This is a genomic window from Enhydrobacter sp., from assembly GCF_030246845.1.
Lineage (GTDB): Bacteria > Pseudomonadota > Alphaproteobacteria > Reyranellales > Reyranellaceae > Reyranella.
In genome coordinates this window covers 33,021-55,461 of the sequence record NZ_CP126889.1, presented here as the reverse complement: position 1 = coordinate 55,461, position 22,441 = coordinate 33,021, and the positions used below count along the sequence as shown (strand labels likewise).

26 protein-coding genes are annotated in these 22,441 nt (G+C 67.5%); 17 read left to right on the top strand and 9 right to left on the bottom strand.

Annotated features, from left to right (window positions below; translation table 11 throughout):
* The first annotated feature begins 6 nt into the window (after positions 1-6).
* Positions 7-1,200, top strand: coding sequence for a hypothetical protein (locus OJF58_RS00290; RefSeq protein WP_300781050.1), 1,194 nt, complete (start codon positions 7-9; stop codon positions 1,198-1,200).
* A gap of 34 nt (positions 1,201-1,234) precedes the next feature.
* On the opposite strand, the gene OJF58_RS00285 is transcribed toward OJF58_RS00290, so the two are convergent.
* From OJF58_RS00285 to OJF58_RS00265, 5 genes are all read right to left on the bottom strand, one after another.
* Complete coding sequence (locus OJF58_RS00285; protein ID WP_300785121.1) at positions 1,235-1,711, bottom strand: c-type cytochrome; 477 nt, start codon at positions 1,709-1,711, stop codon at positions 1,235-1,237.
* 173 nt (positions 1,712-1,884) lie between these two features.
* A complete protein-coding gene (locus OJF58_RS00280) occupies positions 1,885-2,574 on the bottom strand; it encodes a hypothetical protein (protein WP_300781049.1) in 690 nt (229 codons plus the stop codon).
* 125 nt (positions 2,575-2,699) lie between these two features.
* A complete protein-coding gene (locus OJF58_RS00275; RefSeq protein WP_300781048.1) occupies positions 2,700-4,007 on the bottom strand; it encodes a threonine/serine exporter family protein in 1,308 nt (435 codons plus the stop codon).
* A 73-nt stretch (positions 4,008-4,080) separates the two neighbouring features.
* Positions 4,081-4,476, bottom strand: a complete 396-nt coding sequence (locus tag OJF58_RS00270) for a hypothetical protein (protein ID WP_300781047.1) — start codon at positions 4,474-4,476, stop codon at positions 4,081-4,083.
* 83 nt (positions 4,477-4,559) lie between these two features.
* On the bottom strand, positions 4,560-5,231 hold the full coding sequence (locus OJF58_RS00265; protein WP_300781046.1) for a metalloregulator ArsR/SmtB family transcription factor: 672 nt from the start codon (positions 5,229-5,231) through the stop codon (positions 4,560-4,562).
* Positions 5,232-5,277: 46 nt separating this feature from the next.
* Here OJF58_RS00265 and OJF58_RS00260 point away from each other — a divergent pair, with 46 nt between their 5' ends.
* From OJF58_RS00260 to OJF58_RS00250, 3 genes are all read left to right on the top strand, one after another.
* A complete protein-coding gene (locus OJF58_RS00260; protein WP_300781045.1) occupies positions 5,278-6,522 on the top strand; it encodes an MFS transporter in 1,245 nt (414 codons plus the stop codon).
* Positions 6,519-7,139, top strand: a complete 621-nt coding sequence (locus OJF58_RS00255; protein WP_300781044.1) for a class I SAM-dependent methyltransferase — start codon at positions 6,519-6,521, stop codon at positions 7,137-7,139. Before OJF58_RS00260 ends, OJF58_RS00255 begins: the two co-directional genes overlap by 4 nt.
* A 65-nt stretch (positions 7,140-7,204) precedes the next feature.
* A complete protein-coding gene (locus OJF58_RS00250) occupies positions 7,205-8,455 on the top strand; it encodes a DUF4010 domain-containing protein (RefSeq protein WP_300781043.1) in 1,251 nt (416 codons plus the stop codon).
* 4 nt (positions 8,456-8,459) lie between these two features.
* Here the strand turns inward: OJF58_RS00250 and OJF58_RS00245 are convergent, their stop codons facing one another.
* Positions 8,460-8,672, bottom strand: coding sequence for a hypothetical protein (locus OJF58_RS00245; RefSeq protein WP_300781042.1), 213 nt, complete (start codon positions 8,670-8,672; stop codon positions 8,460-8,462).
* Between OJF58_RS00245 and OJF58_RS00240 the strand changes: the two genes are divergently transcribed.
* From OJF58_RS00240 to OJF58_RS00220, 5 genes are read left to right on the top strand one after another with little or no spacing between them, the layout of a single operon-like run.
* Complete coding sequence (locus OJF58_RS00240) at positions 8,671-9,735, top strand: RHS repeat-associated core domain-containing protein (protein ID WP_300781041.1); 1,065 nt, start codon at positions 8,671-8,673, stop codon at positions 9,733-9,735. The two genes, OJF58_RS00245 and OJF58_RS00240, sit on opposite strands and share 2 nt — an antisense overlap.
* The gene (locus OJF58_RS00235; RefSeq protein WP_300781040.1) at positions 9,708-10,106 is read left to right on the top strand and encodes a hypothetical protein; all 399 of its coding nucleotides are present in this window, start codon (positions 9,708-9,710) and stop codon (positions 10,104-10,106) included. Before OJF58_RS00240 ends, OJF58_RS00235 begins: the two co-directional genes overlap by 28 nt.
* 12 nt (positions 10,107-10,118) lie before the next feature.
* Positions 10,119-11,783, top strand: coding sequence for an RHS repeat-associated core domain-containing protein (locus OJF58_RS00230; protein ID WP_300781039.1), 1,665 nt, complete (start codon positions 10,119-10,121; stop codon positions 11,781-11,783).
* Positions 11,780-12,352 (top strand): DUF4304 domain-containing protein, encoded by a 573-nt coding sequence (locus OJF58_RS00225; protein WP_300781038.1) that lies wholly within the window; start codon positions 11,780-11,782, stop codon positions 12,350-12,352. The genes OJF58_RS00230 and OJF58_RS00225 overlap by 4 nt, the downstream gene beginning before the upstream one ends.
* Entirely contained in the window at positions 12,321-12,920 is a 600-nt protein-coding gene (locus tag OJF58_RS00220) for a hypothetical protein (protein WP_300781037.1), read from the top strand. Before OJF58_RS00225 ends, OJF58_RS00220 begins: the two co-directional genes overlap by 32 nt.
* Before the next feature lie 383 nt (positions 12,921-13,303).
* On the opposite strand, the gene OJF58_RS00215 is transcribed toward OJF58_RS00220, so the two are convergent.
* The 3 genes from OJF58_RS00215 to senA form a co-directional block, all read right to left on the bottom strand.
* Positions 13,304-14,494: an IS91 family transposase gene (locus OJF58_RS00215; protein ID WP_300779416.1), complete on the bottom strand. Its 1,191-nt coding sequence runs from the start codon at positions 14,492-14,494 to the stop codon at positions 13,304-13,306.
* Between the two features lie 12 nt (positions 14,495-14,506).
* Positions 14,507-15,367, bottom strand: a complete 861-nt coding sequence (locus OJF58_RS00210; protein WP_300779415.1) for a tyrosine-type recombinase/integrase — start codon at positions 15,365-15,367, stop codon at positions 14,507-14,509.
* Positions 15,368-15,507: 140 nt separating this feature from the next.
* A complete protein-coding gene (senA, locus tag OJF58_RS00205) occupies positions 15,508-16,842 on the bottom strand; it encodes a selenoneine synthase SenA (protein ID WP_300781036.1) in 1,335 nt (444 codons plus the stop codon).
* Between senA and senB the strand changes: the two genes are divergently transcribed.
* From senB to OJF58_RS00165, 8 genes are all read left to right on the top strand, one after another.
* Positions 16,841-17,794, top strand: a complete 954-nt coding sequence (gene senB, locus OJF58_RS00200) for a selenoneine biosynthesis selenosugar synthase SenB (RefSeq protein WP_300781035.1) — start codon at positions 16,841-16,843, stop codon at positions 17,792-17,794. The genes senA and senB overlap by 2 nt on opposite strands.
* Before the next feature lie 57 nt (positions 17,795-17,851).
* On the top strand, positions 17,852-18,547 hold the full coding sequence (locus tag OJF58_RS00195; protein ID WP_300781034.1) for a DUF4336 domain-containing protein: 696 nt from the start codon (positions 17,852-17,854) through the stop codon (positions 18,545-18,547).
* A 101-nt stretch (positions 18,548-18,648) separates the two neighbouring features.
* Positions 18,649-18,927, top strand: coding sequence for a DUF6516 family protein (locus OJF58_RS00190; RefSeq protein WP_300781033.1), 279 nt, complete (start codon positions 18,649-18,651; stop codon positions 18,925-18,927).
* Between the two features lie 3 nt (positions 18,928-18,930).
* Positions 18,931-19,278 (top strand): transcriptional regulator, encoded by a 348-nt coding sequence (locus OJF58_RS00185; RefSeq protein ID WP_300781032.1) that lies wholly within the window; start codon positions 18,931-18,933, stop codon positions 19,276-19,278.
* Between the two features lie 537 nt (positions 19,279-19,815).
* Entirely contained in the window at positions 19,816-20,067 is a 252-nt protein-coding gene (locus OJF58_RS00180; RefSeq protein WP_300781031.1) for a hypothetical protein, read from the top strand.
* Positions 20,068-20,604: 537 nt separating this feature from the next.
* Positions 20,605-20,736, top strand: a complete 132-nt coding sequence (locus OJF58_RS00175; RefSeq protein ID WP_300781030.1) for a hypothetical protein — start codon at positions 20,605-20,607, stop codon at positions 20,734-20,736.
* A 141-nt stretch (positions 20,737-20,877) separates the two neighbouring features.
* A complete protein-coding gene (locus OJF58_RS00170) occupies positions 20,878-21,279 on the top strand; it encodes a hypothetical protein (protein ID WP_300781029.1) in 402 nt (133 codons plus the stop codon).
* 7 nt (positions 21,280-21,286) lie between these two features.
* Complete coding sequence (locus OJF58_RS00165; protein ID WP_300781028.1) at positions 21,287-22,369, top strand: AI-2E family transporter; 1,083 nt, start codon at positions 21,287-21,289, stop codon at positions 22,367-22,369.
* Positions 22,370-22,441 lie beyond the last annotated feature (72 nt).

Below are 22,441 nucleotides of genomic sequence, written 5' to 3'. Positions count from 1 at the left end.
CCGATCATGGCGAAGGGCGGGCGCGGCACCATCGCGGTGCAGTCGCGACTGAGGATGTTCCTCAGCCTCGACATCGTGGGTTCCACCGAGTTCAAGCAGGCCAAGCGCGGCGCCGAGCCGGCCGAGGACGCGGACTCGTGGGTCGAGCCGTTCCTCTCGTTCTACCAGATCGCCGTGCAGCAGATGGCGGCGCAATGGGCGGCGGTGCGCGAGGCGATCGCCGCGGTCGGTCGCGGCGACCGCGACGGCCGGTTCGAGCTCGGCGACGGCCCGACCTTCTGGAAGGGCGTGGGCGACGAGGTCCTGTTCACCAAGATCGTGCGCTCGCCGGTCGATGCGGCGGCGGCGCTGCACGCGCTGCTGGGGCTGATGCGCGAGCAGCGACGGCAGTTCGCCGCCAAGCCGCAGTGGCAGAGGCTGAACGTCAAGGGTGCGGCCTGGCTCGCGGGCTTCCCCATCAACAATGCCGAGGTCATCCTGCCGGCGAAGGACGGCCGGCCGGCGGCGAACGCCCTCGACGATCCGGTGGCGGAGAACTATCGCCTGGTGGCGCTGCGCGATAGCGCGCCGGCGAAGGGCACCGCCTTCCATGCCGACTATATCGGCCCGTCGATCGATCTCGGCTTCCGGCTGCGCGAGCTGGCCGACCCGCGCCGGCTGGTCGTGTCGGCCGATCTCGCCTGGCTGCTGTGCCATGCGCATCGCGGTTGCGACGCGCGCGAGCGCGCGGCCTGTGCCTATCTCGCGATGCCCGAGGTCGGCTACGAGGGCCGGACCCGCCTGCGCGGCATCCTGGGCGGCGATCCCTATCCCCTGATGTGGGTCGAGTCCGATCCGGCCAATCCGCTCAACAACGCCGAGGACCGGCTCTTGCGACGCCCGCCCGGAAAGGCGCGGGCCGCGCGGCAGGCCGGCGCGCTGTGGGCGTTCTGCAACGCCTTCCTCACCGGCGAATCGCCCTTGCACATGCGGCCCTACATTCCCGGCTGCCGCGTCGCGGGCCTGGGCGAGATGTCTCCCGACCACCGCCTGCGCCTCGCCGCCATCCAGGCGGTCGTCAACGGCCGGGCCGAGCAGTTCGCGAGCCTCGCCCGCAGCGACCGCGAAGCCGGCGCGATCCCGCCCGCCGCGCAGGCCTTCGCCCGCGACATCCTGAGCGGGATGATACCGGGGCCGCGCGGCAGGCGGCGAAAGCGGTGACCTCGATCAGCGCCGCTGCCCGCGCCCTCTAGCGTCACTTCGGCTTGGCGGGCGGCACGACCTTCATGACGAACCCGGTCGGCGTCTCGTTCGGGCCGAACGGGCCCGGCACCTTGTTCTTCACCGCCGGGACGCTGCGCAGGAAGGCGACGATGGCATCGACATCCTGCCTGGTGAGCTTGGCGAAGGCATGCCACGGCATGATGGGGGCGAGCTCGCGGCCGTCCGGCCGCTTGCCGGTCTGCAGCGCCGCCACGATCTGCGCGTCCGTCCAGGCGCCGAGGCCGGTCTCCTTGTCGGGCGTCAGGTTGGGCCCGTGGAAGACGCCCAGGCCCGGCAGCTCGAAGCCGACCTCCGAGCCGCCGAGATAGCGGGTCATGTCGGGCTTGCCGAGGAAATAGCCCGGGGTGTGGCAGTCGTTGCAGCCGGCGATGTTGACCAGGTACTGGCCGCGCTCGACCGCCGGACTGCCGGCGTTCGCCGGCGCCTGGCTCGCGAGTGCACCAATCATCGCCGCGGCGACGCACGGCTTCCGTCGAAGCATCGTTCTTCCTCCCCCGCTTCGGCGCCGGGGAGACACCGGCTCGAAGCAATTCTTTTATGAAAGCGGCAGACCGGTACGCGCGTCCTGATTTTGCGCGGGCTGCCTGCAAAATCAAGGATCGATCGCAGAAGGGGACGATCTCACCGCCGGTAGTTCGCGCGCCGGCCTTTCCAGGGGAAGGGCCGGAAGGTGTCGTCCTTGCCGTTGTAGGCCCAGTGCCAGGCGGTGACGTGCGGCTGGCCGAAGATGTCGTCGTAGTCGATGCGGCCGAACAGCTTGGGATAGACGTTGCCGCGATGGACCTCGGCCACCAGCTCGGCGTCGACCGGCGTTTCGTCGTGCACCTCGAAGACGTGGCGCGCACCCGGCATCAGCACCAGCTCGGGACCGATATCGAGGCGCGGATAGGCGGACTCGGCCGGCATCGGCGGCGCGTGGTCGGCGCCGCAGGAGAGGCGGCGCACGATCGCCGGCGTGCGGCCGAAGTTGGTGAGCGTCACGCTGTAGCCGAAGGCGGGCTTCTCGCCGAGCTCGACACCCATGGCGAGCTCGGCGAACGGCGCCGCCATCGCCACTGTCTCGAACAGATAGGCGCGCTCGAGGTTGGGCAGCACGGTCGCGGCCTGCTTCGCGGCCTCCGCCGAGCGCCAGGTGGCGTGCGCCAGGATCAGGATCAGCAGCGCCAGCACCACGGTGGCGCAGGCGAGCGCGCGCTCGGCCGTGAGCTGGGAGGCGCATGCGGCGAGGCCGCGCGCGTCGCACTCGCGGACCAGCGCGATGCCGGCCACGAGCCCCAGCACGAGGGCCGCGATCACCAGTGACAGCCTCATGAGCGCTCCCCCGATCTCCCTTTTTCATTTCTCGCGCGGGTGTTGCCCGCGCGAGCGCGCCCGTCGCCGGAGCTTACCATCCTCCCGCGCCCCGCCAAGGCGGTCGACGAGGCCAGCCGGGGCCTTCACGGGCTCTTCGTCTTGCGGGCGAGGCGGCGGCTTTCGAGGCAGACGCGCGGAAAGACCAGGCCGAACACCATGGCCAGAACGATCATGAATGCGGTGGCGCCGTCGGCCAGCGTGTCGGCCGCCAGGTCGGGCGCCGCTTTGCCGGCGAGCGCGACCAGGCCGACGATGCCGCCGGCGGCGCGGAACAGATACACGCCCGGGATCAACGAGACGGCGGATACGAAGGCGAGCGCCGGAAAGGGCAGCCGCATGCGGTCTGCGATCGGCGTGGCGATGCCGCCGATGACGAGACAGGCGGCCAGCGCCGCCGCCACGACGCCCGCGCCGCCGACGGCCATCATGGTCCAGCGCGCCGCGTGCGCCAGCATGCCGATCAGGATCGGCACCGGCAGCGCCCGCCACGGGATCGCGAAGAAGGTGCCGATTGCCGCCACCGCAACGCCCGCCGCGACGACCTCGTAGACGAGCGGCACGGCGACCGGCGGTCCCGACACCGACAAGGTCGAACCGCCGAGCGTGAGGCCCGCGAGCAGGCCGGCCGAGATCATCAGCACGACCATCAAGGCATAGGCGAGACGCGCCAGCCCGAGCGGTATGCGCAGGCGCACCAGGTCGAGCGCGCCGTTGAGGAAGTGCGGGCCGGGCACCAGCACCATGCACGGGCAAAGAGCGACGAGATGCAGGGCCGTGCCGAGGCCGAGCCGGATCGCGACCGCGCCCACGAAGCCCGCCAGCAAGGCGGCGGAGAAGGGCTGCAGGAACGGGCCGCGGCTGAAGCCGGCGAGCCAGCGCCGCAGGCACGCACCCGCCCCCGCGCTGAACGCCATCACCGCGAGGCTGGCCGGATGTGCGCCGCCGAAGATCACCCCGAAGGCCGCCGCGCCGACCGCCGCCATCAGGGCGAAGCGCGCCAGCGGCACCGGCGGCAGCGCCGCGACCGCCGCCAGGCGCGATCGCGCGGCGTCCGGCGCCAGGCGCCCGTCGCAGAGCCCGTCGATCACATCCAGCGTCGCCGTGACCTTGCCCATGTCGACGCCCGTGGGCAGGGCCGCGCGCGCATCTTCGTGCGATCCCCGAGCGTCGTAGATCCAGATATTGAGCTGGCCCCACTGCGGAAAGACGCCGGCATGGCAGCCGAGCGCGCTCGCCAGCCGCTCCACGGCCAGGATGACGCGCTCGGTCGTCTGGCCGTTGGCGAACAGCAGCGTCGCCGCCTCGAGGGCGAGCGCCAGCGCGCCGTCGGCCGCCGCGCTGGTCTTCTCCCGAGCTTGCCTTGCGCGCAAGCTGCGCACGTCGTCCGCCATCGCCCTCCGCCCGTGCCCGACATCGCACTCTATAGGCTGCCGACCACGGCTGCGGTAGACGCGAAAAGTCCTGTCAGTGCACCGAGCGGTCGTTCGCCGGCGGCGACACGCCGAGCTCCTGCGCCGCCAGCTCGGCGGCGATGTCGTTGAAGAAGAGGGCCATGCAGCGGCCGATCGTCTCCTTGAGATCGTCGCCGATGTCCTTGTCCTCCTCGGCGACGGCCAGCGCGATCTGGGTGCGGTCCTGCGTCCACACCAGCGGAAACCGCGGCGGGTCCGGCACGTCCGTCACCGACACCAGGCCGTAGGCGACCACGCCGTGCTGGCGCGCGTAGTTCGCGGGCACGGAGTCGGCCGTCATGTCGCCCAGGGTGAAGGCGAGACTCGCCGTCGAACCGTCGGGCATGGGCACTTCGTATTGACGGTACGCCAGCGCACCGTCGGGAAGGTCGTTGTCGTGGCTCGTCATGCGCGGCTCCTTCGAGAGGGGAGGCTTTCTGCGGCAACGCCCGGCCAGGACCGTGCGTTGCCGGGAACGGCGGGAAAATCGGGTCAGCGCGCAGGCGAGGTGCGGACGGCCAGTCCGGCCCGCTTCCACTCGGGAAAGCCGTCCTGCAGGCGCCTTGCCTTGAAGCCGCGGCGGCGCAGCAGGGCCACCGCCTCGAACGCCAGCACGCAATAGGGGCCGCGGCAATAGGCGACGATCTCCCGCGCCTTCGGCAGCTCGCGCAGGCGACGCTGGAGCTCGGCCAGCGGGATGTTCATCGCCTTCGGCAAGTGGCCGGCGGCATATTCGTCCTGCGGCCGCACGTCGAGCACGGTGACGAGGCCGGCCCGGAGGCGCCGCGCCAGTTCCGCGCGCGACACCGGCTCGAGCGTGTCGCGCCGCTGGAAATAGCCGCCGATCACGTCGCGCACCTCGGCGAAGTTGCGTTCGGCGACGCGGCGCAGCGCCCCCGCGAGATCGAGCACCGCGGGATCGCTCAGCCGGTAGAGCACGCGCTTGCCGTCGGGCCGCGACGCCAGCAGGCCGTTGCGGCGCATCAGCCGCAGATGCTGCGAGACGTTGGCGACCGGCAGGCCGATCCGCCCGGCCACCGCCTCGACGCTGCGCTCGCCCTGGGCCAGCAGCTCGAGGATCTCCAGCCGCCGGCCGTGCGCCAGCGCCTTGGCGACCTCGGCGAAGCCTTCGAACAGCGCGCGCTTGGGGTTGTCGCTTGACATGCTTCCGGTTCACCAAGGATCATTCAACATAATCATTGAATAAGTGATGAGACGCAAGCAGCAACCGTCGGCGGCCGTGCGGCTCGGGCTGCGCGAGAACTGGCAGCAGTTCGCGCTGCTCGTGCTCGTCAATGCCTTCGTCGGCGGCATGGTGGGGCTGGAGCGCACGGTGGTGCCGCTGATCGGGGCCGAGGAGTTCCGGATCGCCTCGACCACCGTCGTCGTCTCCTTCATCGTGAGCTTCGGCATCGTCAAGGCGATCGCCAATCTCGTCTCCGGACATCTCGCCGACAGCTTGGGCCGCCGGAGCATGCTGATCGCGGGTTGGCTGGTCGGCCTGCCGGTGCCCTTCATGGTCGCCTGGGCGCCGGACTGGGGCTGGGTGGTCGCGGCCAATGCGCTGCTCGGCATCAACCAGGGCTTCGCCTGGTCGATGACGGTGATCATGAAGGTCGACCTGGTCGGCCCGAGGTCGCGCGGCCTCGCGGTCGGCCTCAACGAGTTCGCGGGCTACCTGTCGGTCGGCGTGACGGCGTTCCTCACCGGCTACATCGCCCAGCGCTGGGGGCTGAGGCCGCAGCCGTTCTATCTCGGCATCGGCTATGCCGTGCTCGGCCTCGCCTTCTCCGTGCTGCTGGTGCGCGACACCCGCGCGCACGTGACGCTCGAGATGCGCGGTCATGAACCGGCGGGGAAGGGGCCGACCTTCCGGCAGATCTTCCACCGCACCTCGTTCGGCGACCGCAACCTGTTCGCGGCGTCTCAGGCCGGGCTCGTCAACAATCTCAACGACGGCATGAGCTGGGGCATCTTCCCGCTGTTCTTCGCGGGCTTCGGGCTCGGCGTCGAGCGCATCGGCATCCTGAAGGCGGTCTATCCCGCGGTGTGGGGCGTGCTGCAGACCGTGACCGGGCCGTTGAGCGACCGCTGGGGCCGCAAGGGCCTGATCGTCGCCGGCATGTGGGTGCAGGCGGCCGGTCTCGTGACGACGGCGGTCACCCGGAGCTTCGGCTGGTGGCTCGGCGCCAGCATCCTGCTGGGGCTCGGCACCGCCATGGTCTATCCGACGCTGATCGCCGCGGTCTCCGACGCCTCCCATCCGTCGTGGCGCGCCCGCTCGCTCAGCGTCTACCGTTTCTGGCGCGACCTCGGCTACGCGATCGGCGCGCTCTCGGCCGGCATCATCACCGACCTGTTCGGCGCTGCCGCGGCGATCGGCGCCATCGGCGTTCTCACCTTCGCGTCGGGCGCCGTGGCCGCCGTCGCCATGAAGGAGGAGTGCAAGCCATGACCCTGTACCGGCGCCTCGTCGTGCCCAGGCTGATCGAGCTCTCGATGCGCCAGCCGCAGATGCGGGACTATCGCCGCGGGCTCGTGCCCGAAGCGCGCGGGCGCGTGCTCGAGGTCGGCGTCGGTTCGGGCCTGAACCTGCCGTTCTACGCCGAAGACGTGCGCGAGGTGGTCGGCGTCGATCCCTCGGAGGAGCTGCTGGAGATGGCGCGCCGGCGCGCCGCCGAGGCCGGCCGGCCGGTGACGCTCACGCGCGCCAGCGCCACGTCCCTGCCGCTCGACGATGCGAGCTTCGACACCATCGTCATGACCTGGACGCTGACGCTGTGCACGATTCCCGACCCGCTGGCGGCGCTCGGCGAGATGCGGCGCGTCCTCAAGCCCGGCGGCGCCCTGCTCTTCATCGAGCATGGCCTGTCGCCCGAGCCGGCCGTCGCGCGCTGGCAGCACCGGCTGACGCCGATCTGGCGCCGCTTCACCGGCGGCTGCCATCTCGACCGCAAGATGGACGATCTCTTCCGCGCGGCGGGCTTCGACTTGCCCGAGCTCAGGAACGAGTACGCCAAGGGCCCGCGGCCGATGACCTACATGTACGAAGGACGCGCGGTGCGGGCCTGAGAATTCCAGCGTTCGGTCGGCGCAGGATTGTGCTTCAGTGGCGGTCTTTCGGATTGCCGCTTGCCGTGACGCCGATCGCTTCCTCTTCTTTTCTCGTCGGCCTTGCCGTGGCCCTCGGCATCGGCCTGCTGATCGGCGCCGACCGGGAGCGCCGCAAGGGCGAGGGGCCGTCGAGGGCGGCGGCCGGCCTGCGGACGTTCGCCGCGGCCGCGGTCGCCGGCGCCGTCGGCTCCGACATCGGAGGCGAAATCGTGCTCGCCGTGGTGACGTCGGGCGTCGCCCTCCTGGCGGCCTTCTCCTACCGGCGAACGCGGGACGACGACCCGGGCATCACCACCGAGATCGCCCTGATCCTGACGACGCTGCTGGGCGCGTTCGCCATGCGCCAGCCGCTGGTCGCGGCGGGCCTCGGCACGCTGGTGGCAGGGCTGCTCCATGCCCGATCGCCCCTGCACGGCTTCGTCCGCGACATCCTCTCCGAGGCCGACATCCGCGACGCGCTGATCTTCGCCGGCGCCACGCTGGTCGTCTTTCCGCTGCTGCCGGCCGCTCCGATCGGGCCCTATGGCGTGCTGAACCTCCATGCGCTCTGGCTGATCGTGATTCTCGTCATGGCCGCCGGCAGCCTCGGCTATGTCCTGACGCGACTCGTCGGCGCGCGGTTCGGCCTGCCGCTCGCCGGTCTTGCGTCCGGCTTCATATCGAGCATCGCCACCATCGCCGCGATGGGCGAGCGCGCCCGCGATGCCCCTCGCGTGCTGAAGTCGGCCGCGGCCGCAGCGATCCTTTCGACGGTGGCCACGATCGTGCAGATGGCCGTCGTGCTGGCCGCGACCAGCATGGCCGTCCTCGACGCCCTCCAGGTGCCGTTGCTCGGCGCCGGCGCCGCGGCGATCGGCTATGGCGCGATCTTCACGGCGCGCGCGCTCGGCGAGAAAACGGCGGACGCGCATCGCCCCGACCGCGCTTTCAGCCTCCCGGCGGCCCTGGCGTTCGCCGCCATCCTCGCCGCCATCGTCGTCGCTTCCGCGGCCCTTCAGGAACGGTTCGGAAGCACCGGTGCGGTCCTGGCCGCCGCGGTCGGCGGGCTGGCCGACAGCCATGCCGCCGCGGTCTCGATCGCCTCGCTCGCCGCTGCGGGAAAGCTGGGCGTGGACGACGCCGTGGTTCTGATCCTGGTGGCCTTCTCGACCAACGGCCTCGGCAAGATCGCGGCCGCGGTCAGAGGCGGCCGGGCCTTTGCCCTGGCGGTCGTCCCGGGCCTCGTTCTCGTGGCCCTTGCCGCCTGGGCGGGGGCGGCCGCCGTTCGCCTGTGACGGTCTAGGGCCGGCGGCGAAGGCTCAGAATGTAGCCGACGAGTGCGTCGCGTTCCGTGCGCGTCAGCGCGAAGTCCGGCATGCGCGTATGGCCGACCGAAAGATATCGTTGCAGCGAGGCGGCCGTGGTGCCCGGCCGTGACGCGATTGCCGAGAAGGTCGGCGCGCGGCTGTTCGGGTCGGAAGACGGCCCCGGCTCGACGATATGGCAGCCCATGCACCAGCGCTCCGCCATCGCCGCACCGACGGTCGGAGTCTGGGCGATCGCTGCCGTCGGAAGCGACACCAACGCCGCTATCAACAGGCTTCGCATAGTCGGCATCTTCTATCCCGGCCAGCCCGGCAAGGCGACCGCCTTCACCTACGACGGCCTTGGCCGGCGGGTGGCGATCGCCAGCACGCCGGCAGGTGGCGGCAGTACGGTCACGACCTCCTATCTCTGGTGTGGCTCGGCCCTCTGCCAGGCGCGCAACGCAAGCAACACGCCGATCCGCCGCTACTACGACGAGGGCGAGTACGTGCCGGGCTCGCCGGGCCAGCCCTACTACTACGGCATCGACCAGATCGGCTCGGTGCGCCGCGCCTTTGCCAGCACCATCAGCGCGCCGGCCTACAGCTATGATCGCTACGGCGTGCCGCTGCAGAGCACCGCGCCGGTCACCGACTTCGTCTATGGCGGCATGTTCTACAATGCCGACAGCGGGCTCTATCTGACGAACTATCGGGCCTATGATCCTGTGGCCGGTCGATGGTTATCGAGGGATCCGTTAGGGGAGTTTAGTTTGACCGCAAGGTCTGGGACGGCATCTATTTCGACAACCTTCGGGTCTACGGTCGCGCTAGCGGAAAACGCGAACCTCTCCAAGACAGCTTCAGGTTCTCCATTTGACGGCCTTTCCAAAGACGCAGCAGCTCGTTCAGAGGACATGCGCAACGAACTGATATTGCGCGCTTTGCCTGTTTCGGCTCGACTGCCACCTCAGAACACGCCGCCAATAGACATCGCTGGCGACTCATACGATTTCGACACTGCGACAAATCTATATGACTACGCGACGTCAAATCCGGTTTCGGAGATCGATCCACAAGGACTGCAGATCAAGCTCCTTGGACCTCAGGGAACCAGAATTTGTGGCATCATCTGTGGCGGATATGGCTTTCGTATAGACTACGGGCCAAATCCAAGTCCCACGCTCCTTCACTTTCATTTCGGTCCACTTAGCGCAGGGGGCGATTGGGGCGGACATCGTCCATGGTACGCGCCCTGGTGCAGATACTGAGAGATATGCTGATGCGGTACCTTCATGGTTCATCCGATCAAATTCGTCGATATGTCGAGGCCCTCAATCTCGTCATTACCAAATGCACGCAGGGGACCGTGTCGGTTACATCAGATGTAAATGAAATCGCAAAAACGCTCGAACGCACCCAAACGCTGTGGGGAGCAAAGCTTCCTTATTACTTCTTTGTTTCGAAATCTGCGGATCAGCCGCGATTGGCACTGCCGCAGGCGGTTTCGAGAGTAGAATCGTCCGCTACAGAAGATGAATTTCTAATCGTTCCTTATGAAGATGGCGGAATCATCTCGGTTTCTGGGACGGAGCTGCCCTTCCAAAAGGAAGCGAGAGTGGCTGAGTGGTGGAAGCCATAGGTGTTTGAGCAAGTGGGACCCGGCACCGGCACGACACAGTACAGCTACGTACCGGTGGGCTCCCTGGGGGCGCTGCAGCTCCAGCAAGAGAGCGGGCCGCTGGCCAACGGCGCCATCGCCTATGCGTACGACGAGCTTGGCCGGCTCGCCTCGCGCACCGTCGGCGGCCAGGGCGCCGAGACCTTCCAGTACGACGCCCTCGGCCGGCTGGTGACGCACGCCAGCGACCTCGGCTCCTTCACGCTCTCCTATCTCGGCCAGACCGGCCAGCTCATCAGCCGCACGCTCAGTGGCAGCACGCTCGCCACCACCTGGAGCTACCTGCCCAATTCCGGTGACCGGCGGCTGAGCGGCATCGCCAACACCGGCCTCGCCGCGGGGCAGTATTCCAACTACGCCTTCACCACGACGCCCGAGAACTTCATCTCCGGCATCACCGAGTCGAGCGACGCCTCGGCCGTCTATCCCACCGCGGGCACGCAGACGGCGACCTACAACAACCTCAACCAGCTCACCAACCTCTCGGGGCAAACGCTGACCTTCGACGCCGACGGCAGCCTCACCTCGGACGGCCAGCGCACCTACAGCTGGGACGCCGAGAACCGCCTGGTCGGCATCGCCTATCCCGGCCAGCCCGGCAAGGCGACCGCCTTCACCTATGACGGCCTGGGCCGGCGGGTGTCGATCGCCAGCACGCCGCCCGGCGGCGGCAGTGCGACCACGACCTCCTATCTCTGGTGCGGTTCGGCCCTCTGCCAGGCGCGCGATGCCGGCAATACGCCGATCCGCGGCTACTACGACGAGGGCGAGGTCGTGCCGGGCTCGCCCGCCCAGCCCTATTACTACGGCCTCGACCAGATCGGCTCGGTGCGCCGCGCCTTCGCCAGCACCTCGAGCGCGCCGGCCTACAGCTACGATCCCTACGGCGTGCCGCTGCAAGGCACCGCACCCGTCACCGACTTCGTCTATGGCGGCATGTTCTACAACGCCGACAGCGGGCTCTATCTGACGCGGTACCGCGCGTATGACCCAGTCGCAGGACGATGGCTATCGCGGGATCCTTTCGGCGAGGGGAGCGACCCAGTTGGCAACCTTTATCCCTATGCCGGCGGCAATCCGATCAGCCTTACTGATCCGAATGGCGACTTTGTCCCGCTCTTGGTCGGCGCAGCGGCCGGTGCCGCCTCGGACGTTGCCATTCAGCTCGCGATAAATGGCGGCAAGTTCGGCTGCATCAATTGGGGCTCAGTTGGCATTTCGGCCGCTCTTGGTGCGGTCGGCGGAGCCGGTGGCGGTTACGTCGATATGCTCTTCCGACGCGCTTTTGCAGCGTTGGCAGCGAGAAGAGCGGCACAGACGGCGGCGCAAGCACTTGGGGAGGCGAGCACCACTATCGGTGCTCGCGGCGGCGAGAGCGCTGCGGCTGCCGCTGGCAGACAGGCCCACCGCGAACTAGCAGAACGTATCGCCGGGAAATCAGGATGGCAGTCCGAACCTCGGTTAGTCGGTGCCAATGGCAGAATCTATCGGCCAGATGTTGTTACGCCGCATGGAAGAGTTCTCGAATTGAAGCCCAATACACCTTCAGGCAGAGCTTCTGGCGCTCGGCAAATTCAAATCTATGAAGAGCAACTAGGCATGCGAGGTCGCGTAATCTACTACGAGCCACCACAATGAAGAACGCATTCGTTACACAGCTCGACAAGGTATTTGAACCGCTTGGCTTCAAACGCCACAAGAACGTTTGGAACCGTGAGGTTTCTTCCTTCGTGGACGTGGCTGATATACAGATGAGAAAAGGCGGTGATGCTTGTACGCTTAATGTAGGTGTGCTCGATCCAGATATTCATTCAACCTTATGGGGCGAGCCGCGGCCTCGATTTGTTGAGCAACCCACCTGCACCGTTGCCGTGCGCATTGGCGAATTGATCGATGGTAGGGATAGGTGGTGGAGTATCAATGATGAAGGCGCCATCGAGGACATTGGTCGCACAGCAACCGCCTATGCGCTTCCATTTCTTGAGCGAATGCACGCACGTGAAGCGATGAGGCAATGGTTGATCGAAACAAAGGTGGTGCAGCGCAGATATCTACCGCCAATCATCAACTTGGCTATTCTGGAAAATCTCCTCGGCGATGCTACAGCCGGCTGTAATCTTCTTTCCTATCTGCATCAGAAAGCAGTTGGCGCTTGGCAGTCGCGCATCGCCGAAGTTGCTAAACGACTCAACTGCGCCTCGCTCTGAGCATGGGGAAGATAGGCAGCTCGGCCGGCTCGCTTCACGCACCGTCGGCGGGCAGGGTGCCGAGACCTTCCAGTACGATGCCATCGGCCGGCTGATCACGCACACCAACGACCTCGGCTCCTTCACGCTCTCCTATCTCGGCCAGACCGGCCAGCTCACCAGCCGGACGCTGGCCGGCAGCACGCTCGCCACCACCTGGAGCTACCTGCCCAATTCCGGCGACCGGCGGCTCTCGGGTATCGACAACACCGGCCTCACGGCGGGGCAGTACTCCAACTACGCCTTCACGACGACGCCGGAGAACCTGATCAGCGGCATCACCGAGACGAGCGACGCCTCCTCTGTCTATCCTGCCGCCGGCACGCAGACCGCGACCTACAACAACCTCAACCAGCTCACCGACCTCTCGGGCCAGGCGCTTACCTTCGACGCCGTCGGCAACCTGACCTCGGACGGCCAGCGCACCTATAGCTGGGACGCCTCGACGAAGCGGTGGTTGTCACCCGGGGGCCGACGGCTTTCCCAGACAGTGCGGTTTCCTCTTCGCCCATTGGGCGTCGGTCAGTAAAAGATGATCCATCGCAAGCTTGAATCACATTCGAGCTCTCCGGGGAATCTAGAGGCTTCTGTGAGGTCGCGCAGGCCGATGGTTGGGTCACAGCAGGTCGCGACCTCATTGAAGCCGGATTGAACTGAACCGCTGGGAACCCACGAGCTATGGGTATTGTGTCGAGGCCGCCGCGATAGTGGCAGACGAATGCGACAGCAGGCGGGGACGGTGACGCGGTGGAAGGCGGGTTTGGAGCGGCGCAGGCGGCGGCCATCGCCGCGCCAGCGGCGAGGACGACGCGCTGACGAGGTGCAGGATCGGCGCCTGCGCGCAAGGGCGAGCGCCCATCGACTGATGGAACGCTGTGCGGGTTTGGATGATGGCGACAGAACGATGGCGTCTCATGAACTGTCGAACCAGCTGAGCAAGCGTTGTCGAGCAGGGCGCGGCAGCGGCCCGAGCAGCACCATGGTGCCACCACAGCATGGGCAGAGGTCGAGAGAACGACCAGTGAGCTGTCGATAGCGCTCGCGGTAGTCGGCTGGCGTAGGAGACTCAGGAGTTGGGGCGGCGAGAAGCTGTCGGCAGTGAACGAGCTTGGCGCGGCGATGGCCATTGGCCAGGAAGCCATAATGGCGGATGCGGTGGAAGCCGTCTGGCAGGGTATGCAAGAGGAAGCGGCGGATGAACTCGCTGGCGGCAAGGGTCATCATCTTGGCCTTGCCGTGGCGTCGGTAATCCCGCCAGCGGAAGCTGACCTGTCCCTGCTCGAGGCTGACAAGCCGACTGTTGGCAATGGCCACGCGATGGGTGTAGCGGCCGAGATAGGCGAGGACCTGGTCGGGGTGGCCGAAGGGTGGCTTGGCATAGACGACCCACTCGAGCTGGCGCAGCTCGTCGAGACGCCGCTCGAAGCCGGCCTGATCGGCCAGGCCGGCGAGATCACCGTAGAAGCCGAGGTCACCGGCGTCGAATGCCGTGCGAAGCTTCTCCAGGAACAGCCGCCGGAAGAACCGCGAGAGCACGCGCACGGGCAGGAAGAAGCCCGGCCGGCAGGCAACCCAACGCGTGCCATCGGGCGACAGCCCGCCGGCGGGAACGACGCAGTGGACATGGGGGTGATGCTGCAGGTTCTGACCCCAGGTATGCAGAACCGCGACCACGCCGATCTCGGCACCCAGGTGGCGTGGATTGGCGGCGATCGTGCACAGCGTCTCGGCAGCCGCCCGGAACAGGATGGCATAGACGGTCGCCTTGTTCTGGAAGGCGATCTCGGCCGCCGCAGCCGGCAGGGTGAACACGACGTGGAAGTACGGCACCGGCAGCAACTCGGCTTGCCGCTCCGCCAGCCACGCGGCACGGGCCAGGCCCTGGCACTTGGGACAGTGCCGGTTGCGGCACGAGTTGTAGGCGATGCGGACCAGCCCACAGTCCGCACAATGCTCGACATGACCGCCAAGTGCCGCCGTCCGGCAGAGCTCGATGGCGCTCATGACGCGTCGCTCGGTCAGTCCGAGGTGACCGGCATAGGCTCGACGATAGGCTTCGCCGTGGCGGCGGAAGATCTCCGCCACCTCCAGCCCAGGTGCCACGAGGTGTGCCCGTCAGCCGGGCGGCACCACGTCCAGGCGCAGCCGGTCGAGCGGGCTGGCCGTGTTGCGTATCGTCGTGGAAGCCACTCGGGTGTAGCGAGCGGTCGTCGACAGGTTGCTGTGGCCGAGCAGGACCTGGATGATGCGGATGTCGGTGCCAGCCTCCAGCAGGTGAGTCGCAAAGCTGTGGCGCAGCGTGTGCACCGTCACCCGCTTGGCCAAGCCCGCTGCCTTGCAGGCTGAACGGCAGGCGGCATGCAGGACTTGCGGATCGATCGGCCGGTTCTCATCACGGCCAGGGAACAGCCAATGGGGCGGCTGCACCAGGCGCCAGTAACCTCGCAAGATCGTCAGCAGCTGCGGCGACAGCATGGCATAGCGGTCCTTGGCACCCTTGCCCTCTTCGATCCGGATCATCATCCGGCTGCTGTCGATATCGCTGACCTTCAGCCGCACCGCCTCCGAGGCCCGCAGCCCGGCGGCATACGCCGTGGTCAGCGCCGTGCGGCTCTTCAAGCCAGGCACCGCTTCAAGAAAGCGGACAACCTCGTCCGCACTCAGCACCAACGGCAGCTTGCGAGGCTCGCGCGCATACGGGATGCGCTCCGGCAGTTCGCTCCGCCCCAGCGTCACGCCGTAGAAGAAGCGCAGCGCACAGACGATCTGATTGAGTGCCGGCCAGGAGATGCCGCGGGCAACCAGCTGCACCTGATAGGTGCGCACATCTTCGATATCCAATCGATCCGGCGAGCAACCAAAATACTGGCTGAACTTCGCCACCGCATGGAGGTACGATCGTTGCGTCGCCGGCGACAGATTGCGGACCGTCATATCCTCGGTCATGCGGCGGCGAAGAGGGCTCAACTCGGCCATCGGGGTTCTCCTGTCTGCAAGGGTGGGCTTCGACAACCCGCAATCCTTCAGACAGGAGCGCTCTCACGCCAATACAGAACCCCAAACACCGCGCCAGCGGTTTAGTTCAATCCTGAATCTCGACAGACCCTGGTGCAGGCTCATACCGCGCAGGTGCGGAAGCCGGCGAAGACGTCGCGGCGGTCGGGCGTGAAGAAGTTGCGGTAGGCGGGGCGGGCGATGCGCGCGCTGGTCGCCCAGCCGCCGCCGCGCAGCACCTTGCGGGTGCCGAACCAGGGCTGCGAGTAGTCCCTGTAGGGATCGGGCGCGAAGCCGTCGAACGGCAGGAAATCCGAGGCCGTCCATTCCCACACGTTGCCGATCATCTGGCGGCAGCCGAAGGCGCTGTCGCCGGCGGGCAGCGCGCCGACATCGACCGGACGGTCGAAGGCGAAGTCGAGATTGGCGCGGGAGCGGTCGGGCGCCTCGTCGCCCCACGGCCAGCGGCGGCGGCGCTCGGCGAGCCGCGATCCGTCGATGGCCGGCGCGCCGATCGCGGCGGCCTCCCACTCGGCTTCGGTCGGCAGGCGCCGCTTTGCCCAGCGGCACCAGGCGTCGGCCTCGAACCAGCTCACGAAGACGACCGGCTCGTCGGGCGCCAGCTCTTCGATGTCGCGATAGCGGCGCACCGTCCAGACGCCGTCTCTCTTGGGCTGCCAGTAGACCGGGCGCTCGGCGTTGCGCTCGGTGCGCCAGGCCCAGCCGGCGTCGCTCCAGAACGCGCGCGTGCGATAGCCACCCGCCTCGACGAAGGCCGCGAACTCGGCGTTCGTCACGGCGGCGCGGGCGATGCGGAAGGGGGCGAGCGTCACCTCGTGCGCCCATTTCTCGTTGTCGAAGACGAAGCCCTCGTCCTCTGTCGCGCCCAGCCGCCATGTGCCGCCGGGCACGGAGGCATCGCCGGCCAGAGGACCGCCGGCCGGCCGGCCGGACCCGCCGAGATCGACGGGCGGCGCGTGCGACAGCGTCTGGCGCATGTAGGCCAGCGCCTCGACATGCATGTCCTCGTGGCGGATGGAAAGGTCGTGGAAATAGCGCGCCTCGTCGTCGATGCCGCGCGACAGCAGATCCTCCTGCCGCGCGAGCACGTCGGCCATGTAGCGGTATGTGCCGGCGCGGTCGGGCAGATCGAGATGCCAGCGCGTCCTGTGCGCGACGTTGCTCGAATCCCACAGCCGGTCGCCGCGCTCGATCAGCGGCGCGCGGCCGGCGGCGTGGCGCAGCGTCCAGTATTCGTGGAACCACGCGACGTGGCCGATCTCCCACAGCACCGGATTGACGATCTCGAGATAGGGGCCCATCAATTCGGCCGATGACAGATCTTCCGTCAAGCGCCGGGTGCGATGACGGGCCTCGCGCAGTTGCGCCACGAGCTCGGCCGCGGATGCTCCGCTGGTCGGCCGCCGGGGATGCGCGAGGTCGTGGCCATGGTCCATGAAGATCGTCCTTATCACACCGCAGGGTCCGACTTCACGCACCGGCAACAAGGTGGCGGCCGTGCGCTGGGCGCGTCTCTTGCGCGGGCTCGGCCATCGCGTGCGCGTCGCCTCGGATTACGACGGCAACCCGGCCGACCTGATGGTGGCGGTGCATGCCTGGCGCAGCGCCCGGGCGATCGAGCGCTTCAAGGCGGCCTGGCCGGACCGGCCGGCCGTGCTGCAGCTCAGCGGCACCGACATCTACCATTATATAGAGACCGATCCTGTCCCGACCCTGCGCGCGATGGCGCTGGCCGACCGGCTGGTGGCGCTGAATGCGCTCGCCTGGCGTGTCGTGCCGAAACGCCTGCGCGCACGGCTTTCGGTGATCTACCAGTCGGCGACGCCGCCCGCCGCTGCGCGCCGGCCGACTCCGCGGGCGACGCTCGTCGCGGTGATCGGCCATCTGCGCGACGTCAAGGATCCGCTGCGCGCCGCCCGGGCCGCGCGGCTGCTGCCGGCGGAGAGCCGCGTGTGCATCGAGCAGGTCGGCCGCGCCTACACGCCGCGGTGGGCGCGGCGGGCGCGCGCCGAGATGGCCGCGAACCCGCGCTACGTCTGGCGCGGCGACGTGCCGGCGGCCGAGGTGCGCCGGCTGCTGGCGCGCTGCCATGCGATGGTGATCTCGTCGCTGAGCGAAGGCGGCGCCAACGTCGTCTCCGAAGCGGCGGTCGCCGGCGTGCCGATCCTGGCCTCGCGCATCGACGGCAATGTCGGTCTCCTGGGCGCGGACTATCCCGGCTACTTCCCGGTCGGCGACACGCGCGCGCTGGCGCGGCTGCTGCGGCGGCTCGAGGACGAGCCGCGCTTCGTGAGGCAGCTCGCCCGCGCCGTCGCGCGCCGCGCCCCTCTGTTCCGCCCGGCGCGCGAGGCCGCCGCCTGGCGCCGTCTGCTCACCGGCCTCCAATGACGCGAGCGCGCCGCCCGTCACGCAGTCGTGACGGGCAGCCGCAGAGAGGGTTAGTGAATGATCGAGCAAGTGGACGAGGCGATTTGGCTGGTCGATGGAAAGACCGTGAGCTTCCACGGCTTCCCGTATCCGACGCGCTCGGTGATCGTTCGTTTGCGCAACGGCGATCTATGGATCTGGTCGCCGATCGAACTGACGCCTGATCTCCGGCAACGCGTGGAGGCGCTGGGCCCCGTCCGCCATCTTGTCAGCCCCAACAAGCTGCATCACCTCTACTTGCAGGATTGGAAGGCTGTCTATCCGGAGGCACGGTTGTGGGGACCGCCATCGACCATTCGAAAACGACCCGAGCTCGTTTTTCACGGGGCGTTGGGTGACGAGCCGCCCGCCGAGTGGTTGCCCGATATCGGTCAGGCGTGGTTCCGCGGTTCGTTTGCCATGGACGAAATTGTCTTTTGTCATCGTCCTTCGGCCACCGCTATTGTTGCCGACCTGATCCAGACGTTCAGCCCTGAATTTCTCCGGGAAGAATGGGGACGGTGGAGCTTTCTGGCCCGGCTTTCCGGCCTCACCAGGGACCAGGGCAAAGCCCCCATAGACCTGCGACTATCATTCATAGACCGCGCGCCAGCCCGTGCGGCTCGCGACAAGGTGCTTGGATGGCATTGCGAAAGAGTCGTTGTCGCGCACGGCGAATGGATTCGCTCCAACGGCCATGCTCAGCTCGCCAAATCGTTCAGTTGGCTTGCGTAGCATTGCGGCCCTATGGCTTGCATGTTGATGACGGTATGCCGATTTGGCCACGTGATGGATTTATTGACATCACTTCACCAATGATGTAATTTACTCCATCAGTGACCGAGGCGCGAAAAATCACCCGGACCCGGCTTGTCGTTGGCCCTGGCTTTGCAGAGTTGGTTGTGTGGCAGGTACCTGAGCCGGTCCCCGGCAGCACGCATAGCTACAAATACCGGCTGGCCTATGTCGTGGATGGCATTTGCCGTGTGCGTTACGACAACGAGCGCGGCAAGGGCGATCACCGACATTTGGATGACGTGGAAAAGCCCTATGTGTTTCGTGGCTTGGAGCGGTTGTTGTCGGATTTCTGGCGCGATGTGAACGAACGGAGATAGGACATGCGGACGGTTATCCTTGGCATCGAGACGCAGAATGACGTAACGCGCCGCATCCTGGCGACGGCGCGCGGTCAGCGTAAGGCGGGCGACGACCGGATTTCATTCGAGAATGTCGGCGAGCTTTGGCGGGTGCTGGCGCCCAAGCGCATGGAGATCGTGCGCGCCATGACACGAACCGGGCCGCTGACGATCCGAGAAGTGGCGCGTCGCGTCGGCCGCGATTTCAAGGCGGTTCATTCGGACGTGACGCTGCTGGTCAATGCGGGGATCTTGGAGCGGACAGACAAGGGAGCCGTGGAGTTTCCCTATGACCGTGTGCATGTCGAGTTCGACATGATGGCAGCCTGAAATCGCCTGCTCACTGGCTCAACAAGAAACAGGCCATGCGCTGCAGCCACTTCCGTGTCATCCCGAGCATAGCGAGGGATCTTTGGTTGGCGCCGATCAAGGATCCCGCGCTGCGCTCGGGATGACACCCGTTTTGCGGCAGGCAGCGCGGTTTCATTCCCGAGGGTCTGCCGTTGGCTGGTGACGAACTCCAGCGATGCGGGCGCGCCGCCCGTCACGCAGTCGTGACGTGCGGGGTCGTGCGGGTTGTCGTCATCTTCGGCCGTCGGATGTGTGATCCAAGGGGCGGTCATGAGAAGGCTGGCAGCTCTTGCGCTCGTCTTGGTCGCGGTTGTCCACGTCGCGAGCTGCAAGAACGCGCCGGGCGCCAATGGCCAATACGCGACCCACGACCACGGCCAGGACAACCGCCCCTGACCGGGGCACCCATGGTTGCGAAATTGATTTGTATCAAGGAGGCGGCGCCAGGGAGGAAGCAGCCTGAGGCTGCATTGGCAGGTCGCCAATGCCGTCAACCGCACCTCAAGGAGAAGACCAATGCTGCTCCGTACTCTCCCGCTGGCCGGCGCCGCGGTGCTGCTCGCCACCGTCGCGTTCGCCCAGGCTTCCGCTGACGTCACATACTGCAATTCGCTGAGCTCGGCCTATCGCGACTATGCCCGCAGCGGCCAGGTCGACAGCGGTGCCGCGGCGGCCATGAACCAGTGCGACAGCAGTCCGGGAAGCTCGATTCCGGTGCTGGAGAAGATCCTCACGGACAACAGGGTTCCGCTGCCGAAGCGGAGCTGAGGATCGGCGAGGCCGATCCTGCGCGGGTGAATGGCCGGCTGCGCACTTGGCCGGCCCATTCGCAGAAGGGTTCATCGCTGGCCGCGCCGTCGCTCCGCTGGCGACTTCCAGCCCGTGGCGCAGAAGTCGATGGCGGGCCGGGCGCTCAGGCCATGGGCGAATATGCTGAGCAGGACGGTGGCGATGGTTGCCGCCCGAATGGTCGCTTCACCCCGCAGTCGGACCTCATGCTCGAGGTACCCAGAAGGCGCAAGGGCAACGCGCGAATGTCCCACAGCAACGGCAGATCCGTGCCCGCAGCGTCGGTGGCGAGATGCAGAAGAAGGCTCGCGTCGATCGGGGCGGCGAGTTCGGCAGGCGCTGCGAGCGCCATCGCAATGCCTGCCGTCGTGAACAACATCGGCCCGGTCACGACGGTTTTCTCGAGCCGCCGCGAAAGCAGGTTGTAGCCGAAAAGCAGTACGATGAGTGCCGAGAGTAGGATCACGCCGCCCCCAACCGCTGGACTGCAGGTGGCCGGGCGGGGCGGTCTAGGTCATGCCGCCCGTGCTGCTTGGCCTGAAAAGCAGGACGAGAACGACGATCCAGACGATGAGCCAGCAGATCCATGTGATCGTCGGATGCGCCGCCTGCCATTCCAGTATGCGCTTGTGCATTGCCATTGAATGATATTGAGCAAACCGGCACCTCGATCGCTTGATCCAGATCAACCGGCGCCTCTATGGGCATCGAGTCACGTCGAGGGTGCCGGCCCGGTTGCGATAGTTTACTATTTCGTGCCTCGCGAAGAGGCGGAAGGCAGGTGACATCGTGGAACGGGCCGCTTCGGTCTGGCGACAGGCCTCGCTCGCGGTGCTGGCGACTTCCCTGCTGGGATGCACGCAACCGCGGAACCCGGCCACGTCCGCGAGCAGCGGACCGGTGGATCCCGATTCCTCGACCGTCTTCACGCTGGCCGTGCAGCGCGGCAGCGTCACGGACTGCACGCTCGCGGATTCCAGCATGACGCGCCCGATGACGCTCACGGTCAGGAACAACAAGGCCGAGCTCCTGACCGACGGCGGCATCCACTACGGCCTCGATCGCGTCGCTCCCAACGTCTACGCGGGCGGCTATCGGTTCAAGATCCGGGCCGACCTTTCGGTCCGGCCCAGGCGCCTGCTCGTCAGCACCAACGACGATGTGTGCCGTTGGCAGGCGACGGCGCCCTGAGCGATCGATGAGGGCCGACGACCACGACCGGGCCGGGCTGTCGCAGTTCGCGATCGACCTCGTGGTCCGTCTCGCTCTGGTGGCCGCCATCCTCTACGCGAGCGTGCTGCTGTTGCGCCCCATCGCCGGCATCCTGCTGTGGTCCGTCATTCTGGCGGTGGCGGCCTTTCCCTTGTTCATGGTGACATGTCGCCGCCTGCACCTGCCGAAGGGGATGGCGGCGACTTTGCTGTCCGTCCTGCTGCTCGCGCTGCTGGTCGTGCCGGCGGCGATGCTGGGCGCTTCGGCCGTCGAGACGCTCGACCAGTATGCGCGCCAGTTGACGGGAACGCAGGCGCTGCTGCCGCAACCGCCGGAGACCGTCCGCGACTGGCCGCTGGTGGGGCAGCGCGTCTACGATTTCTGGCTCGATGCCGCGAACAACATCCGCGCGGTGCTCAGGACCCATGTCTCGGAGATCGCGTCCGCCGGGCGCTGGATCGCGCGCATCGCGGCCGGCGTGATGCTCGAGCTGCTGCAGTTCGCCGCCGCCATCGTGATCGCGGGCGTCATGCTCGCGCACTCCCATCGCCTGGCCGACGCCGCGGGCCGGCTGGCGGCGCGCGTCGCGGGGCGGCGGGGCGGCCATTTCCTCGAGATCGCCGGAGCCACCATCCGCAACGTGTCGCAAGGCGTGATCGGGATTGCCCTGCTGCAGTCGGCGCTGCTCGGCGTCGGCATGCTGGCGGCCGGCGTTCCCTTCGCCGGCGCGATCACCTTCGTGGCCCTGGTGCTGGCGATCGTGCAGATCGGCCCCAACCTCGTCATGATCCCCGTCATCATCTGGGTGTGGAGCGCCTTCCCCACGACGACGGCGGCGATCTACACCGCCTACACCGTCCCGCTGCTGCTGCTCGACAACGTGCTGCGCCCGATCGTGATGGCGCGCGGCCTGCAGACGCCGATGGTGGTCATCGTGGCGGGCGTCGTCTGCGGCACGCTGGTCGGCGGCCTGATCGGGCTGTTCGTGGGCCCCGTCGTGCTCGCCGTCTCCTACGACCTCGTCGTGGCCTGGCTGGAGGCCGAACGGCCGACGGCGACCGAACCCTGAAGTCCGGGTTGCAGGAAGTGTCGGCCAACCAGGGACGGACAATGCGGCGTCAGACGCTGTGGCGGTGAAAGC

Coding starts and splice junctions, on each gene's coding strand:
- OJF58_RS00290 (WP_300781050.1), top strand. CDS start 7: ATGGCGAAGGGCGGGCGCGGCACCATCGCGGTGCAGTCGCGACTGAGG.
- OJF58_RS00285 (WP_300785121.1), bottom strand. CDS start 1,711: ATGATTGGTGCACTCGCGAGCCAGGCGCCGGCGAACGCCGGCAGTCCG.
- OJF58_RS00280 (WP_300781049.1), bottom strand. CDS start 2,574: ATGAGGCTGTCACTGGTGATCGCGGCCCTCGTGCTGGGGCTCGTGGCC.
- OJF58_RS00275 (WP_300781048.1), bottom strand. CDS start 4,007: ATGGCGGACGACGTGCGCAGCTTGCGCGCAAGGCAAGCTCGGGAGAAG.
- OJF58_RS00270 (WP_300781047.1), bottom strand. CDS start 4,476: ATGACGAGCCACGACAACGACCTTCCCGACGGTGCGCTGGCGTACCGT.
- OJF58_RS00265 (WP_300781046.1), bottom strand. CDS start 5,231: ATGTCAAGCGACAACCCCAAGCGCGCGCTGTTCGAAGGCTTCGCCGAG.
- OJF58_RS00260 (WP_300781045.1), top strand. CDS start 5,278: ATGAGACGCAAGCAGCAACCGTCGGCGGCCGTGCGGCTCGGGCTGCGC.
- OJF58_RS00255 (WP_300781044.1), top strand. CDS start 6,519: ATGACCCTGTACCGGCGCCTCGTCGTGCCCAGGCTGATCGAGCTCTCG.
- OJF58_RS00240 (WP_300781041.1), top strand. CDS start 8,671: ATGCACCAGCGCTCCGCCATCGCCGCACCGACGGTCGGAGTCTGGGCG.
- OJF58_RS00245 (WP_300781042.1), bottom strand. CDS start 8,672: ATGGGCTGCCATATCGTCGAGCCGGGGCCGTCTTCCGACCCGAACAGC.
- OJF58_RS00235 (WP_300781040.1), top strand. CDS start 9,708: ATGGTACGCGCCCTGGTGCAGATACTGAGAGATATGCTGATGCGGTAC.
- OJF58_RS00225 (WP_300781038.1), top strand. CDS start 11,780: ATGAAGAACGCATTCGTTACACAGCTCGACAAGGTATTTGAACCGCTT.
- OJF58_RS00210 (WP_300779415.1), bottom strand. CDS start 15,367: ATGGCCGAGTTGAGCCCTCTTCGCCGCCGCATGACCGAGGATATGACG.
- senB (WP_300781035.1), top strand. CDS start 16,841: ATGAAGATCGTCCTTATCACACCGCAGGGTCCGACTTCACGCACCGGC.
- senA (WP_300781036.1), bottom strand. CDS start 16,842: ATGGACCATGGCCACGACCTCGCGCATCCCCGGCGGCCGACCAGCGGA.
- OJF58_RS00195 (WP_300781034.1), top strand. CDS start 17,852: ATGATCGAGCAAGTGGACGAGGCGATTTGGCTGGTCGATGGAAAGACC.
- OJF58_RS00185 (WP_300781032.1), top strand. CDS start 18,931: ATGCGGACGGTTATCCTTGGCATCGAGACGCAGAATGACGTAACGCGC.
- OJF58_RS00180 (WP_300781031.1), top strand. CDS start 19,816: ATGCTGCTCCGTACTCTCCCGCTGGCCGGCGCCGCGGTGCTGCTCGCC.
- OJF58_RS00175 (WP_300781030.1), top strand. CDS start 20,605: ATGCCGCCCGTGCTGCTTGGCCTGAAAAGCAGGACGAGAACGACGATC.
- OJF58_RS00165 (WP_300781028.1), top strand. CDS start 21,287: ATGAGGGCCGACGACCACGACCGGGCCGGGCTGTCGCAGTTCGCGATC.